The 14,888-nt window shown below is 74.0% G+C and carries 14 protein-coding genes; 10 read left to right on the forward strand and 4 right to left on the reverse strand.

Annotation, left to right across the window (positions count from 1 at the left end; genetic code table 11):
* From MF672_RS32775 to MF672_RS32795, 5 genes are all read left to right on the forward strand, one after another.
* Positions 1-1,341: a hypothetical protein gene (locus tag MF672_RS32775; RefSeq protein ID WP_247815525.1), complete on the forward strand. Its 1,341-nt coding sequence runs from the start codon at positions 1-3 to the stop codon at positions 1,339-1,341.
* Positions 1,287-1,529: a helix-turn-helix domain-containing protein gene (locus MF672_RS32780; protein WP_247815526.1), complete on the forward strand. Its 243-nt coding sequence runs from the start codon at positions 1,287-1,289 to the stop codon at positions 1,527-1,529. Before MF672_RS32775 ends, MF672_RS32780 begins: the two co-directional genes overlap by 55 nt.
* Positions 1,530-1,567: 38 nt before the next feature.
* Positions 1,568-2,452: a Gfo/Idh/MocA family protein gene (locus MF672_RS32785; protein ID WP_242383373.1), complete on the forward strand. Its 885-nt coding sequence runs from the start codon at positions 1,568-1,570 to the stop codon at positions 2,450-2,452.
* 86 nt (positions 2,453-2,538) lie between these two features.
* Positions 2,539-3,546 (forward strand): NAD-dependent epimerase/dehydratase family protein, encoded by a 1,008-nt coding sequence (locus MF672_RS32790; protein ID WP_242383374.1) that lies wholly within the window; start codon positions 2,539-2,541, stop codon positions 3,544-3,546.
* A gap of 170 nt (positions 3,547-3,716) precedes the next feature.
* The gene (locus MF672_RS32795) at positions 3,717-4,739 is read left to right on the forward strand and encodes a dihydrodipicolinate synthase family protein (RefSeq protein WP_242383375.1); all 1,023 of its coding nucleotides are present in this window, start codon (positions 3,717-3,719) and stop codon (positions 4,737-4,739) included.
* Between the two features lie 64 nt (positions 4,740-4,803).
* Here the strand turns inward: MF672_RS32795 and MF672_RS32800 are convergent, their stop codons facing one another.
* On the reverse strand, positions 4,804-6,009 hold the full coding sequence (locus MF672_RS32800; RefSeq protein ID WP_242383376.1) for a response regulator: 1,206 nt from the start codon (positions 6,007-6,009) through the stop codon (positions 4,804-4,806).
* Between the two features lie 65 nt (positions 6,010-6,074).
* Between MF672_RS32800 and MF672_RS32805 the strand changes: the two genes are divergently transcribed.
* From MF672_RS32805 to MF672_RS32825, 5 genes are all read left to right on the forward strand, one after another.
* Positions 6,075-7,217 carry a DegT/DnrJ/EryC1/StrS family aminotransferase gene (locus MF672_RS32805; RefSeq protein ID WP_242383377.1) on the forward strand — a complete coding sequence of 381 codons (1,143 nt, stop codon included), beginning with the start codon at positions 6,075-6,077 and terminating at the stop codon, positions 7,215-7,217.
* An 86-nt stretch (positions 7,218-7,303) separates the two neighbouring features.
* Complete coding sequence (locus MF672_RS32810) at positions 7,304-8,551, forward strand: ABC transporter substrate-binding protein (RefSeq protein ID WP_242383378.1); 1,248 nt, start codon at positions 7,304-7,306, stop codon at positions 8,549-8,551.
* Positions 8,552-8,607: 56 nt separating this feature from the next.
* The gene (locus MF672_RS32815) at positions 8,608-9,474 is read left to right on the forward strand and encodes a carbohydrate ABC transporter permease (RefSeq protein ID WP_242383379.1); all 867 of its coding nucleotides are present in this window, start codon (positions 8,608-8,610) and stop codon (positions 9,472-9,474) included.
* Complete coding sequence (locus MF672_RS32820; RefSeq protein WP_242383380.1) at positions 9,471-10,340, forward strand: carbohydrate ABC transporter permease; 870 nt, start codon at positions 9,471-9,473, stop codon at positions 10,338-10,340. Before MF672_RS32815 ends, MF672_RS32820 begins: the two co-directional genes overlap by 4 nt.
* Before the next feature lie 69 nt (positions 10,341-10,409).
* Entirely contained in the window at positions 10,410-11,381 is a 972-nt protein-coding gene (locus MF672_RS32825; RefSeq protein ID WP_247815527.1) for a dihydrodipicolinate synthase family protein, read from the forward strand.
* 7 nt (positions 11,382-11,388) lie between these two features.
* Here MF672_RS32825 and MF672_RS32830 read toward each other — a convergent pair whose 3' ends face one another.
* From MF672_RS32830 to MF672_RS32840, 3 genes are read right to left on the reverse strand one after another with little or no spacing between them, the layout of a single operon-like run.
* Positions 11,389-13,347: a ligand-binding sensor domain-containing protein gene (locus MF672_RS32830; RefSeq protein WP_242378591.1), complete on the reverse strand. Its 1,959-nt coding sequence runs from the start codon at positions 13,345-13,347 to the stop codon at positions 11,389-11,391.
* A gap of 44 nt (positions 13,348-13,391) precedes the next feature.
* Positions 13,392-14,120 carry an amidohydrolase family protein gene (locus MF672_RS32835; RefSeq protein WP_242378592.1) on the reverse strand — a complete coding sequence of 243 codons (729 nt, stop codon included), beginning with the start codon at positions 14,118-14,120 and terminating at the stop codon, positions 13,392-13,394.
* Entirely contained in the window at positions 14,117-14,842 is a 726-nt protein-coding gene (locus MF672_RS32840) for an amidohydrolase family protein (protein WP_242378593.1), read from the reverse strand. Before MF672_RS32840 ends, MF672_RS32835 begins: the two co-directional genes overlap by 4 nt.
* Positions 14,843-14,888: the final 46 nt, after the last annotated feature.

Raw genomic sequence — 14,888 nt, forward strand, 5'->3', positions numbered from 1 at the left:
ATGGACGCCGGCCAGCTGCTGCGCTCCCGCGCGCTGGCCGACCGGGCGGCGACCCTCACCGACGACCCCCGCGAGCACGCCAGGCTCGCCGGGGTGCGGGCCGCGATCGAGTTCGAGCAGGGCTCGCCGCGGGCCGCGCACGGCATCCTGATGGCCGCGGCCGGGCCGCTCTCCGCCACGGACCCGGACCGGTCCGCGTCCATGCTGCTCGAAGCCGTCCGCGACGCCTGGTTCGCGGGCGCGCCCGAGCTGGCCGCGCAGGCGATCGACGGCGTGCGCGCGCTGGGCCTGCCCGCCGGCCACCGGCTGCGGCCGGTCATCGCCGCGCTGACCGGCCTGGCCGACCTGCTGGCCGGCGACCCGGCCCGCGGGCTGCCGCCCATCCACGCGGCGCTCGCCGCCGCCCGCCGCTCCGCGGAGCCGGCCGGGCCCGGCGAACGGCTCATCATGGCCTCGATGGCGTTCATGACCGGCGACGACGAGACCGCGGCCGACCTGTCCGCCCGGCTGGCCGGCGACTGCCGGGCCCAGGGCCTGATCGGCTGGCTGCCGCACGCGTTGCAGAACCTCGCCAGCAGCCTGCTCTACCTCGGCCGCTTCCAGGACGCGCACGCCTCGGCCGCCGAGGCGGTCCGCGTCGCCGAGGACACCGGCCAGCACCACCGCGTCGACCACCTGCAGGGCGTGCTCGCCTGGCTCGCCGCGGTGTGCGGGGAGGAGCACGAGTGCGCGGAGCTGGCCGGCCGGGTGCGGGCCCACGCGGGCGCCCACGGCAACGTCTCCAGCCTGGCCTGGGCGGTCTGGGCGCAGGGGCTGCTGGCGCTGCGGCAGGGCAGGGCGCGGGCGGCGCTGGAGGAGCTGGAGGACGGGCTCACCGGCGCCGTCCGCCACCAGCTCACGACCACCCTGTTCGTGCCGGACCTGGTGGAGGCCGCGGTGCGGTGCGAGCAGCCGGAACGGGCCGGGGGGCCGCTGGCCAGGTTCGAGGAGTGGGCCGCCGCGGCCGGCCGGCCCTGGGCGGGCGCGGTGGCCCTGCGCTGCCGGGCGCTGCTCGCCGGGTCCGCGGACGCGGCCGGGGAGCTGTTCGCCGAGGCCGTCCGGCTGCACCAGGACGGCGGCCGGCCGTTCGAGGAGGCCCGCACCCGGCTCCTGTTCGGCGAGTGGCTGCGCAGGACCCGGCGCAAGTCCGACGCCGGCCTGCAGCTCGGGCGGGCGCTGGACGCCTTCGAGCGGGCCGGCGCGCACCCGTGGGCCGCCCGCGCCCGCGCCGAGCTGCGCGCGGCGGCGTGCGGCGCGGCACGGCCGGCGGCGGGCCGGTGGCGGGCGCGGCCGGGCTGCTGACGGCGCAGGAGCTGCAGATCGTCCGGCTGGCGGCCCGGGGCGCCACGAACCGCGACATCGGGGCCCAGCTCTTCCTGAGCCCGCGCACCGTCGGCTACCACCTGCACAAGGCGTTCCCCAAGCTCGGCGTCGCCTCCAGGACGGAGCTGGCCCGGCTCGACCTGGGCGAGCGCGACCGCGCGGGCTAGGCTGCCGGCAGCCGTTGCCGGACATGGAAGGACAAACCGTGCGCATCGCACTCGCCGGGCTCGCCACCAGTCACCCTTACACCGACGCCCGCACCCTGTCCCGTCACGCCGAGCTCGTGGTGTGGGAGCAGGACCAGGAACGGCTCGCCCGCTTCACCGCCGAGCACCCCCGGGCGAAGGTGGCGGGCAGCCTGGAGGAGGCGCTGTCGGGCCGGCTCGACGGGGTGGTGCTGACCGTGCCCAACCCCCAGGTACCGGAGGCGCTGGGCAAGGTGCTGGAGACCGGGCTGCCCTGCTTCGTGAACAAGCCCGCCGCCGCCGCGCGGGCCCAGCTCGAACAGCTCGACCGGCTGCCGATCCACGACCGCGTCCTGTCCTGCTCCGTGCTGCGGTTCGCCCCCGCCTTCGCGGACGTCCGGGCCGATCGCGGCGAGCTGCTGGCGGTGCGCGCGACCGTGCGGCACGACGTCGGGCTCTGGGCGACCGGCTACAACGCCTGGCAGGACACGCCGGGGGAGGGCGGCGGCACGATGGTCACCATGGGCGTGCACGGCGTGGAGCTGCTGGTGGCGCTGCTCGGCCCGGACGTGCGGCCGGTCGGGGCCGCCGGGGCGCGGCGGCACTACACGACGCTGCGCTCCGAGGACACCGGGGTCATGGCGCTGCGCTGGGACGACGGCGTCACCGGCGTCGTCGAGATCCTCGGCGTGTCGGAGCCGGAGTCCTACAGCGTCACGCTGCACCGGCGGGACGGCAGCGAGACGATCGTGATCGAGCCCGGCGACGACCCGGTCCGCGGCCTCGGCTACGAGGGGACGATCGAGGCGTTCCTCGCGATGGCCGGCGGCGCGCCCAGCCCCGTGCCGTGGGCGGAGACCAGGGCCATCCTCGACGTGCTGGTCCGCGCCCGCGAGGATTTCTGACCCCCGCCGAGCCGGGCGCCCCCGTTGACAGCCGCAGTGTCACCCAGTTACGGTCTGGACCGTAAATAGAGGACGGAGGACACCGCGTGCGGACGACAGCGGAACTCGAGGAGCGGCTGGCCCGGCCCAGCCCGGGGCTCGTCGACGACCTGGGCAAGCTGGACGGCGACATCATGATCCTGGGCGCCGGCGGCAAGCTCGGCCCGAGCCTCGTCCGCCTGGCGCTGAACGCCGCCGGCGGCGGCAGGCGGATCATCGCGGTGTCCCGCTTCTCCGAGCCGGGCCTGGCCCAGGCGCTCCAGGACGAGGGCGCCACCGTGGTCGCCGCCGACGTCGCCGACGAGACGGCGCTCCGCGAACTGCCGGACGCGCCCAACGTGGTGTTCCTGGTGGGCGCCAAGTTCGGCACGAGCGGCCGCGAGCACGCCGCCTGGTTCACCAACGCCTACCTGCCCGGCCGCGTCGCCGAGCGGTTCGCGGGCAGCAGGATCGCCGCGCTGTCCACCGGCAACGTCTACCCCCTCGTCCCCGTCGCCGGCGGCGGCAGCACCGAGGACTCACCCGTCGGGCCCGTCGGCGACTACGCGATGAGCTGCCTCGGCCGGGAGCGCGTGCTGACGCACTTCGCCGAGCGCGACCGCACCCCGATGGCGCTGCTCCGCCTCAACTACGCGGTCGAGCTGCGCTACGGCGTGCTGGTCGACCTCGCCCAGAAGGTGCTCGCCGGCGAGCCCGTCGACCTCGCCACCGGGCAGGTGAACGTGGTCTGGCAGGGCTACGCCAACGAGGTGGCGCTGCGCTCGCTGCTGCTCGCCGACGTGCCGCCGTACGTGCTCAACGTCACCGGGCCCGAGACGATCTCGGTGCGGCAGGCGGCGCGGGCGCTCGGCGCGGCGCTCGGCAAGGAGCCGGTGTTCACCGGCGAGGAGGCGCCGACGGCGCTGCTGTCGGACGCCTCCCGCTGCCACCGGCTGTTCGGCTACCCCGAGCTGACCCCCGCCGAGCTGATCGAGCACACGGCGCGCTGGGTGGCCGAAGGCGGGCCGCTGCTGGGCAAGCCCACCAAGTTCGAACGCCGCGACGGGCGTTTCTGACGCACGTGCTCACATCACACGGCAAAGGGGGACCTCACGTGCTCGGCACGGCTTCAAAGGCACAGGCACCGGAGACACCGGCAGCGGGGACACAGGCAGCGGGGACACAGGCAGCGGGGACACAGGCGGCCGGCGGACAGGCGGCGAGCGCGCAGGCGCCGGAGGCGTCCGTGCGCGACCTGTTCAGGCGCGGCCTGGTGATCCCGGCGCACCCGCTGGCCCTGACCGAGGACAGGAAGCTGGACGAGCGCCGCCAGCGCGCCCTGACCCGCTACTACGTCGAGGCCGGCGCCGGCGGGCTCGCGGTGGGCGTGCACACCACGCAGTTCGCCATCCACGGCACCGGCCTGCTCCCGCCCGTGCTGGAGCTGGCCGCGGGCACCGCGAAGGAGTCCGGCCGCGAGGTGGTGCTGGTGGCCGGCGCGACCGGCCCCACCGGCCAGGCGGTCGCGGAGGCGGAGCTGGCCCGCTCGCTCGGCTACCACATGGTGCTGCTCAGCCCGTACCGGGAGCTGGACGAGGACGGGCTGATCGAGCGGGCCAGGGCCGTCGGCGAGGTGCTGCCGGTGATCGGCTTCTACCTGCAGCCCGCGGTCGGCGGCCGGCCGCTGTCGCGCGACTTCTGGACCCGGCTGGCAAGCGTCGAGTCCGTGGTGGGCGTCAAGGTCGCGCCGTTCGACCGGTACCGCACGCTCGACGTGCTGCACGGCGTCGTGCGGGCCGGCCGGGCCGGGGAGGTGGCGCTCTACACCGGCAACGACGACCACATCCTGGCCGACCTCATCACCTCGCACCGGGTCGTCGTGGACGGCCGGCAGGTGGAGGTGGAGTTCGTGGGCGGGCTGCTCGGCCAGTGGGCGGTCTGGGTGCGGCGCGCGGTGGAGCTGCTGGAGGAGGCCACGCTGGCGCGCGCGGGCGACGACGGCGCGGTGCGCCGCCTGCTCGGGCTCGACGGCCACCTCACCGACGCCAACGCGGCCATCTTCGACTCGGCGAACGGCTTCCGCGGCTGCATCCCCGGCATCCACGAGGTGCTGCGCCGCCAGGGGCTGCTGGCGGGCCGCTGGTGCCTGGACCCCGAGGAGGACCTGTCGCCCGGGCAGCTCGCCGAGATCGACCGCGTCTGGGCCGCCTACCCGTGGCTGCGCGACGACGACTTCGTCGCGCAGGGCCTCGACCGATGGCTGTCCTGAACGGCCGCGGGACGGGCGGTCAGGACCTGCGCGGCGACCGGGCGGGCGGCCGTGGGACGGGCGGTCACAGGGTGAGGCGGTAGAGCGTGAGAGGGCGGCCGCTGGACCCGCTGGTCAGGTTGCCGGTGCGCTCGGCGAGCCCGGCCAGCTCCAGCCGGTGCAGCATGCGCCGGGCGGTGCGCTGCTGCACGGCGAGCCGTTCGGCGATCTCGCGGGTGGTCAGCGCCTCGCCGCCGGCCGCGTCACGGGCCTCCAGCAGCTTCTCCAGCGTCGGCACCGACAGGCCGACGCGGCGCGCGAGCAGCGACAGGTTCTGCTCGCCGGAGGGCGCGCTGATCACCGACTCCAGCACGATGTCGGTGTCGGCGCGCAGCGACAGCACGGCGGCCACGTCGCCGATGCGCCTGGCCCTGGCCAGGGCGCGGCGGGCCAGGCTCTCCGCCTCGGCGGCGCTGCGCCCGAGCCCGAAGCCGACCCGCGCCACGCTGCTGTGAGCGGCCAGCCGCGCCAGCATGGGCAGCCCGGTGAAGCCGCCCGTGGCCTCGTAGAGCGGGCCGCGGGTGGTCACCAGCAGGTGCTTGCCGCCGCGGAACCCGGCGAGCGTGCCCGCGAGCGCCCCGGCCTCGCGCAGCAGGCCCTCCTCGCCGGCCGTCTCGACCAGGCCGAGCGCGATCTGCGCGTCCTCCTGGGCCTGGCCCTCGGCCGTGAGCAGGAGCTGGCGCAGTGCCGAGCGCACCGAGTGGTCCGACGGCGCGAGCCGCAGCACCTTCATCTCGCCGCGCAACGCCTCGTGCACCGAGCTGAGGCAGGTGATCACCGGATGCTCGGGGGCACGCCGGTGGAAGGCGATGATCTTCTTCGAGGTGGTCTCCGGCCGGTAGCCGATCGTGCGGAGGCCGGCGGTGGGGAGCCCGGCCTCCTCGAACGTGGCGGTGACCTCGGCGGGCGCGATGGTGTCGATGGACAGGCGGGTGATGTCCTGGCCCTGGTGCTGCAGCCGTACCAGCGCGCTCAGCAGGGTCGCGCCGGAGTAGTCGACGAACACGGCGGGACGGGTGAGCACGTCGGCGCCGCGGGCCAGCATGTACGGCACGACGCCGGTGAACAGCCAGCCCTCGACCGAGCCGGCGTGGGCCTCGACGATGGCCGGCGCCTGCGACTCGTGGTCGTAGTCGAGCCGGCGCGCGCTCACGCCGGGCTGCTCCTCGCAGGTGGCCGCGACGTCGTCGACCAGATCGTGCGGGCCGACGACTCCGATGACGAAACCCACCCGCGCCTCCTTCCTTTTTACGGTCTAGACCGAAAGGCTATCCGGTGACCTTGCACTTTCCCAACATGGCCGAACCCGCGGGCCGCACCCTCGGCGACGAGGAGGTGGCCGCGCTGGACCGGGTCATCCGCTCCGGCATGCTCAACTCCGTGTGGGGGACCGAGGCGCGGGCGCTGGAACGCGAGGTCGCGGAGCTGTACGGCTCCCGCCACGCGATCGCGTGCGCGTCCGGCACCGCGGCCCTCCACCTGTCGGTCGTGGCGGCGGCGCCGGATCCAGGTGACGAGATCATCACGACGCCGATCACGGACTTCGGGACCGTGGCCCCCATCTTGGCGCAGAACGCCGTTCCTGTCTTCGCCGACGTGGATCCGTCCGACGGCAACCTCGATCCGGACGCCGTGGCCGCGCTCATCGGGCCGCGCACCCGCGCCATCATGGCGGTGCACCTGTTCGGCGCGCCCGCCCGGGTGGCCGAGCTGCGCCGGCTGGCCGACCGGCACGGCCTCACGCTCATCGAGGACTGCGCGCAGGCGTGGCTGACCGAGCTGCCCGGCGGCCGGTACGCGGGCACGGCCGGCCACGTCGGCACCCTCAGCCTGCAGCAGTGGAAGCACATCACCTGCGGTGACGGCGGCCTGGCCGTCACCGACGACGACGAGGCGGCCAGGCGCATGCGGCTGTTCGCGGACAAGGGCTGGGACCGGGCGGCGGGGCGCTCGCACGAGAGCCTCGGCCTGAACTACCGGATGACCGAGCTGCAGGCCGCGGTGGCCCGCGCCCAGCTCGCCAAGCTGCCCGGGGTCGTCGCGGCCAGGCGGCGCACGGCCGCCGAGCTGGTCGCGGCCCTCCGTCCCCTGGCGGGCGACGGCCTGCGGCTGCCGCGGCCGGACGGGCACGCGTGGTGGCTGTTCCCGCTCGTCCTGCCCGGCGGCGGCGCGCCCGCGCTGGCCGCGCACCTCGCCGCGGCCGGCGTCCCGGCCCGGGCCGGTTACCTCAAGGAGCCCCTGAACCGCGCCCCGCTGTGGGGCCGGCCGGTCTACGGCTCCTCCCGCTACCCCCTGGAGGGCTACCGCCCGGCCTCCTGCCCCGAGGCCGAGCGCCTGGTCGAGGCCACGCTGCTGACCGTCGACTGGAACGAGCACTACACGTCGGAGCACGTCAAGGCCATCGCCGAGGCGGTCGCGAGCCACGTGGGCGGGCGGTAGTCACGTTCAGGTATCAGGCATTGACCGGGCCGGGCCCGGTCACTAGGTTTCGGTCAGGACCGGTATTCAGGAAAGGAGCGCTGCCGATGAGGAACATGGCGGCAGCCGGCATCGCGGTCGCCCTCAGCGTCGTGGTCGGCGGGTGCGGAGCCGGTGATCCGGGCTCGGACAAGAGCGCGGTGACGCTCTGGATGTACCCCGTGATCTCCGACCAGGCCAGGAACAAGGCCTTCTGGGACAAGGTCGAGAAGGACTTCGAGGCCAAGAACCCGGCCATCGACGTGACGATCGACCAGCAGCCCTGGGACGGCCGCCAGGAGAAGGTCACCACCGCCCTGGCCTCCAGGAAGGGCTTCGACCTGGTGGTCCTCGGCCCCGACCAGATCCCGCAGTACGCCCAGCAGGGCACGCTCGAAGCCGTCGACGACGTGGTCGCGGCCGACCGGAGCGGCTACCTGCCCAACGCCCTCACCGCGCTGACCGTGAGCGGCAAGCTCTACGGCGTGCCGATCTACCAGACGATCACCGCCCCCATCTACAACAAGAAGCTCTTCGCCGAGGCGGGCGTCACCAAGGTGCCCGAGACGCTGGCCGAGCTGAAGGAGGCCGCCCCCAAGCTGGCCGCCAAGAAGGTCGCGATCCTCGACTACCCGGGCAAGCCGGAGGTCTCGCTCAACCAGAGCTTCTACCCGATCCTGTGGGCCAACGGCGGCTCGGTGTTCTCCCCCGACGGCAAGAAGGTGACCGTCAACAGCCCGCAGGGCATCGACAGCCTGCAGCTCCTGCTCGACCTCAAGGCGCTCGGCGGCCTGCCGGAGAACGCCGCCAGCAAGGGCAACGACATCGAGGGCGGCGCGCTCGCCGCCGGCCGGACCGCGATGTACCACGCGGCCACCGCGCTCAACGCCGACCAGCTCGGCGCCGCCATCGGCGCGGAGAACGTCGGCATCGGCCTGCCGCTGGAGGGCGTCAAGCGGGTCGCGTTCGGCATCCCCGGCGGCCTGGTCCTCGCCAAGCACTCGGAGAACAAGGACGCCGCCAGGAAGCTCGCCGCCTACATCGCCTCGCCCGAGGTCGCCGGGCCGCTGGCCAAGGAGTCCGGCTTCTTCTCCGCGCGCACCGACGTGACGATCCCCGAGCAGTCGGCCACGTCCAAGGAGTTCGCCAAGTCGCTGCAGTACGCCTTCCCCGGCGACGCCCACCCCAAGGCCCGCCAGGTGATGGCGATGGTCGCGGCGCACGTGCAGGCGGCGCTGATCGGCAAGGAGGACGCGAAGACGGCCCTCGACGCCGCCGCCAAGGAGGGCGACGACCTGCTGGCCAGCGGTGGCTGACACGGAACCGGGCCGCTCCTCGGGCGGCCCGCTCTTCGGGAAAGGGGGGAGACGCGGTGCGCCACCGGCTGCGTGATCCGGTCACGGGACTGCTGTTCGTGCTCCCGATGCTCGTGCTGTTCCTGATCTTCAAGATCTTCCCCACGCTCGGCGCGGCGGGCATGAGCCTGACGAACTGGAACATCGGCGGCGACTGGAGCTTCGTCGGCGCCGACAACTACGCGCGGCTCGTCAACGACGCGAACTTCTGGTCCAGCCTGCGGGCCACGCTCGTCTACACCGTCATCTACGTGCCGCTCGTCATGGCCGTCTCGCTCGGCACCGCGCTGCTGCTGAACTCGGTCGTGTTCCTGCGCGGGCTGTTCCGCGGCATGCTGTTCCTGCCGTACGTGACCAGCTTCGTGTTCGCCGGCCTCATCTGGCGCTGGATCTACGAGTTCGACGGCCTGCTCAACGGGCTGCTGGCCAAGCTGGACCTCGGGCCCGTCGGCTTCATGGAACGGGCCGAGCTGGTGCTGCCCGCCCTGGCCGTCGTCTCCTGCTGGAAGGGCTTCGGCTACTCCATGCTGATCCTGCTGGCCGGGCTGAAGGCCATCCCCGGCTCGTACCTGGAGGCGGCGAAGGTCGACGGGGCCGGCCCCTGGCAGCGGTTCCGCGGCATCACCCTGCCGCTGCTCAAGCCCGCGATCTTCTTCGTGCTGGTGATCGAGACCATCGCCTCGTTCCAGGTCTTCGACACGATCTACGTGATGACCGGCGGCGGGCCCGCCAAGGCCAGCTACACCCTCATCTACGGCATCTTCGAACGCGGCTTCAGGTTCTGGGAGTTCGGCTACGCGGCCACGTGGGGGATGGTGCTGTTCGCCATCGTGCTGGCCGTCTCGCTGATCCAGCGCCGGTTCCTCGGCAAGGAGAACACATGACGCTGACGGCCGCCCGCCCCGCCGCCCGGGAGCGGCGGGCCGCCGGCCCCCGGCGCCGGCGCCGGCCCGGCCGGCGCTGGCCGCTGTACGCGCTGCTGGCGGTCCTGTCGGCGCTGACGCTCGGCCCGTTCGCCGCGATGGTCGTCGTGGCGCTGTCGCCGCGCGGCGAGCCGACCGTGCCGGCGCGGTGGCCGGACTCGCTCACCCTGGACAACCTCGCGCAGGTGCTCAGCGCGTCGGGGTTCGCCGAGTGGACGCTGAACTCGCTGGTCTACTCGGGCGTCTCCGTGGTGGTCATCCTGCTCACCGCGTCGATGGCCGGCTACGCGTTCGCCAAGAAGCGCTTCCCCGGGCGCGACACCATGTTGTGGACGTTCCTCGCCACCATGATGGTGCCGTTCCAGGCCACGCTCATCCCGCTGTACGTGCTCGTCTCCGACCTCGACGGCGCCGACACCTTCTGGGGCCTCATCGTCCCGACGCTGGCCAACTCGCAGGCGGTCTTCCTGATGCGCCAGTTCATCCTGGGGCTGCCCGACGAGCTGTTCGACGCCGCCAAGGTGGACGGGGCCTCGGAGCTGCGCGTCTACTGGACGATCGTGGTGCCGCTGACCAAGCCGATCCTCGCCACCCTCGGCGTGTTCGTCTTCCTGTGGCACTGGAACGACTTCCTGTGGCCCCTGGTGATCTCGCAGAGCGACGCCACGCGGACGCTGACCGTCGGGCTGACGGTGCTGAAGACGGAGGAGCTGCAGTGGTCGACGCTGATGTCGTCCGCGGCCGTCTCGGCGGTGCCGTGCCTGGTGGTCTTCTTCGTGCTGCAGCGCTACCTGGTCAACAGCATCGCGATGACGGGGCTGAAGTGACGGGGCTCAAGTGACCGGCTGAGCCGGGACGGCCTACGCTTGTCGCCCGGGATGTCCGGAAGGGGAGCGATGAGCAGCACGCCGATCGACGCGCGGGCCGCCGCGTTGCGCGACCGCCTGCGCGGCGGCCTGGCCGCGGCCGCGCTGACGCCGATGACCCGGGCGGGTGAGGTGGACCTCGACGTCGCGGAGGCGTACTTCCGCCGCCTGGCCGGCTCGGGCGCCGACGTCCTGGCCGTCCTGGCGCACACCGGGCGCGGCCCCTTCCTGGCCGCGGAGACGCGGGCCGGCGTGATCACGCGCGCCCGCCGCGCGGGCGTCCCGGTCATCGTCGGCGTCGGCGGCGCGCAGGACGGCGGGCACGGCGGCGGGCACGGCGGCGGGCAGGGCGGGCAGAACGGCGGGCAGGGCGGCGGGACGGCCCGTGCGGTGGCGGACGCGCGGATGGCCGCCGAGCTGGGGGCCGACGGCGTCCTGGTGTTCCCCGAGCCGGGGGACCGGGTGGCGCTGCACGAGGCGGTGTGGTCGGCCGCCGGGCTGCCGATGATCGCCTTCGACCTGTACACGGACCCGTGCCCGCCCGCCGCCCTGCGCCGGATCCTGGACCTGCCCGGCGTCGCCGGCCTGAAGACGGCGCTGCTGTCGGACGCGATGGGCTGCCAGCGGACGATCGCCCTCACCCGCGAGGCCGGCCGGCTGGCGATCACCGGCGAGGACCGCATGTTCGCTGCCTCGCTGCTGTGGGGCGCGCAGGCCGCGCTGGTGGGCGTCGCGGCCGCGTCCGTGGGCACGACGGCGGCGGTGCTGCGCGCCTATGAGGGCGGCGACCTGCGCGGCTTCGAGAAGGCGGCCGCCCGGCTGGACCGGCTCGCGGCGGCCACCTTCACGGCGCCCGCGGAGGGCCCCATGGAGGGCTACGTCCAGCGCATGGCCTGGCTGGCCGCCGAGGAGGGCCTGATCCCCGAGGAGCACGCCCACGACCCGTACGGCCCCGCCCTCCCGGACGGTGAGCGCGCACGGGTCCTGGCCGCGGCCCGCTGAGCAGGCGTCAGATCGCGATGCGGATGAGGTCGCGTCCCTTGAGCGCGTAGAGCGCCCGGCCGGACGGGTCGATGTTGACGCGGGAGCCGCCGCCGAACCAGTCGCTCGCCAGCCCGGCCACGAGCGGGCGCGAGGTGAGCCGCACCAGGTCGATCTCGTAGACGGCGTCCTCGTCGCTCGTGTACGCGTACCGCCCGGACAGCACCAGGTCGCCGCCCCGGTCGCAGACCTTCAGCGTGCGGGTGACCTCGCGCCGCAGCGGGTCGAACTCGAACAGCACGCCCGTGTCGGTGATCCCGTACAGGGCGAGCGCGGTGTGCTTGAGGCTCGTGACGGCCTTCGCGCCGGGCACCGGCTCGACCTCCCACCGCACCCGGCGGTCTCGCAGGTCGAACGCGGCCAGCCGGGCCGTGGTCGTGACCGGCGGCGCGCCCAGCCCCTCCTGCGTGCTGGTGCCCAGGTAGACGGTGCCCAGCCGGGCGGTCAGCGAGAACACGGTCTGGCGCTCGACGACGGGCCGGTAGGTGTCGAGCCGGCCGGTGCGGGGGTCGTACACGTCGAGCGCGCCGTTCTGGTGCCCCGGCTCCGGCTGGGTGGACATCACGATCAGCCCGGTCAGCCGGTCGTGGACCAGGTCCTTCGGCCGGTCCTGGCTCTGGCCGGTGCGGAAGAGCAGCTTGGCGGCGGGGTCGCCGGCGTGGTGGGAGTAGAGCGCGGCCTGGGTGTAGACGCCGAGGTACGTGGTGTCGCCGACGTTCATGATGGTCTTGGGCTCGCCGGCGATGGTCAGCCGGGTCACCTCGCGGGTGGCGAGGTCGTGGATGTCGCAGCCGCCCTTGCCGCCGACGTAGACGCGCTCGCCGTCGCAGTGCACCGACATCGGCTCCTCGGGCGCGGCCCGGAAGCCCTTCTGGACGTGGCTGACGTAGTCGGTCGCGCCCGTGGAGGGGTCGTAGACGAAGACGCCCAGGTCCTGGATGCCGTAGATCCGCCCGCCGTGCTCCAGGAGGCGGACGGTGGCCGCCTCCGGGAACGGCACCCCGAGCACCTCGTACGCGCCGCTCGCCAGGTGGTGGCGGTAGAAGGTCCCGGAGGGGCGGCCGGCGAAGTACACCCAGCCGTCGTGGATCAGCACCGACACGATGTACTTCTCGCCCGGCGCGGTGGCCTTGACCACCCGGTACGCGGCCGGGTCCGCCTTCGGCAGCACGAGCAGCTCGGCCAGCGAGTTCATGCCGCCCGCGATGTGCGTGCCGCTGACGGACATGCTCGACACCCAGTCGCGGTCGGCCACCTCGGCGGGCAGCAGCTCGCGCTTCTCGCCGGTGCGCCGGTCGATGGCGATCAGGTGGGCGTTGGTGCCGACGCCGGCGTAGACGTGGGTGTCGTCGGCCTGGATGCTGCGGACGTACGCCTCGCCGGGCGCGGGCTGGCCGAGGTCGCGGGTGGCGCCGGTGGCGGGGTCGTACTCCAGCACGCGCCCGGGCTGGGAGGTGCCCATGAAGACCTTGCCGTCGGGCGAGGAGGCCATGGTCCAGATGTAGGGGTCGGGGTACTGGGCCAGCAGGGTCGTCACGCCGGTGAGCGTGTCGATCTTGTAGAGGTCGGAGCGGGTGTGGGTGCCGACGTAGACGTCGGTGCCCACCTTGCACATGGCCCAGATGCCGACCCCGGTCGGGATCTCGTGGTGCGCGGTGACCTTGTCCTGGCTCAGGTCCCAGGCGCCGACGACGTTGGGGGCCAGGCCGCGCGAGCCGAGGTAGAGCACGTCGCCGACGAACTCGGCGTTGCCGAGCGGGCTGGCCACGCTGGCCGGGCCCAGGTCGGTGATCGTGCCTTTCGGCTCGCGGGCGGCGGTCGCGGCCGCCGCCGGGAGGGCGGAGGCGGCCGGGAGGGCGACGGCGCCCGCGGCGACGGCGCCCGTGGTGAAGGAGACGGCCTGGAGGAAACGGCGGCGGGGGATCATTCGCTGGTCACTCCTTGTGAGGGGTCGCCGCACGGTATAACGGCCTAGGCCGTAATGTCCAGATCGAAGAGCCGGACGGCGTTCCGCCACGCGACCAGCTCGGCCGTCTCCGCGTCCAGCCCGGCCGCCGCCACCGCGCCGAACGCCGAGGCCGGGTCGATGAGGGTCGAGTCCGTCCCGAACAGCAGCCGGGCCGGGTCCACCGCCGCCGCCACCCGCGCGACGCGGCCGGCCGGGGCGTGGGAGTAGCAGGGTTCGAGGTAGAGCCGGTCGCAGGCGTTCGCGGCCTCGATGGCGTGGGCGAAGCCGTCGGCGCCCATGTGCCCGGCGATGACCCGCAGGCCGGGCGTGTCCAGGCAGACCTCCGCCAGGTCCAGCACCGTCGTGCCCCACGTGTGGACCAGCGCGGGCACCCCCGCCGCCGCCACCATGGCCAGCGCCTCGCGGGTCTGGGGCGAGGAGACCGGCGACCGCGTGTAGTCGGTGTGGATCTTGACGCCGACGAACCTGCCGGTGGGCAGGTACGCCCGCAGGTCCCGGTCGGCCTCCTCCGGCCTGCGGGGGTTGACGGTGACGTAGCCGAGGTGGCGGTCCTGGCCCTCCAGCCAGGCGGCCAGCGCCCGGTTGCCGGCGGGCGCGTCGTAGATCACCGCCTCGGTGGCCGAGACGACGGACAGGGCGATGCCGTACCGGTCCATGGTGGCCACGTTCGCGCCGGCCACGTCCATGGTGAAGAACCACGGGCCCCAGTGCGCGTGCACGTCGATGATCATCCGAGCAGCCTCCTCGCGTTGCCGCCCGCGACGGCGGCGATCTCCGCCGGCTTCAGCCCGCTGGTCGTCAGGCGCAGCAGGGGGACCAGCGGCTCGTAGTGGGGGGCGCGGGAGCCGTACAGGAGCCGGTCGGGCGGCACGCTCTCCAGCGCGTCGGGCGAGTTCAGCAGGCGGGTCGAGGTGTGGAAGCCGGGCTCGTCGGCCGCGACCACCAGGAAGTCGCCCAGGTGGTAGAAGTGCGTGTCGAGGAAGACCACCGTGGCGCCCAGACCGGAGAACGGCTGCCAGAAGCGCCGCACGTCGCCCCCGGTCAGCACCACGAGGCCGAGCTCCGCGGCCGTCCTGGCGACGTGCCGGACCGACGGGAAGCCCGCCTCCACGCCCTGCTCGTCGGGGAACAGCCGGACCGCCCGGACGCCCAGCCCGGCCAGCCGGTCGAGCTCCCGCCCGGCGCCGACGGGGTCGCGCAGGTCCACCGTCCCGACCGGGACCACGGGCGGCTCCAGCGCCAGGACCTCGTCGTTGCCCGAGCGCACGTCGAACAGGGCGGCGCGCAGCGAGGCGACCGCCGCCGCCCGGACCCGGTGCGCGGCCAGGGTCTGCAGCACCGACTCCGGCGTGCCCGGCGGGCCGTCGCGGTCGGGGTACGCGCCCACCAGGACGTCCACGTCGAGGCTCACCTCAAGGTCACCGATCAGCTTGCTCGCGTCGAACGCCGTCACACCAGCCTCCATTGACTTATCAAGCTCAGCACATTACGGTCTGGGC

This window comes from Actinomadura luzonensis (genome assembly GCF_022664455.2).
In the GTDB taxonomy this organism is placed as follows: domain Bacteria; phylum Actinomycetota; class Actinomycetes; order Streptosporangiales; family Streptosporangiaceae; genus Nonomuraea; species Nonomuraea luzonensis.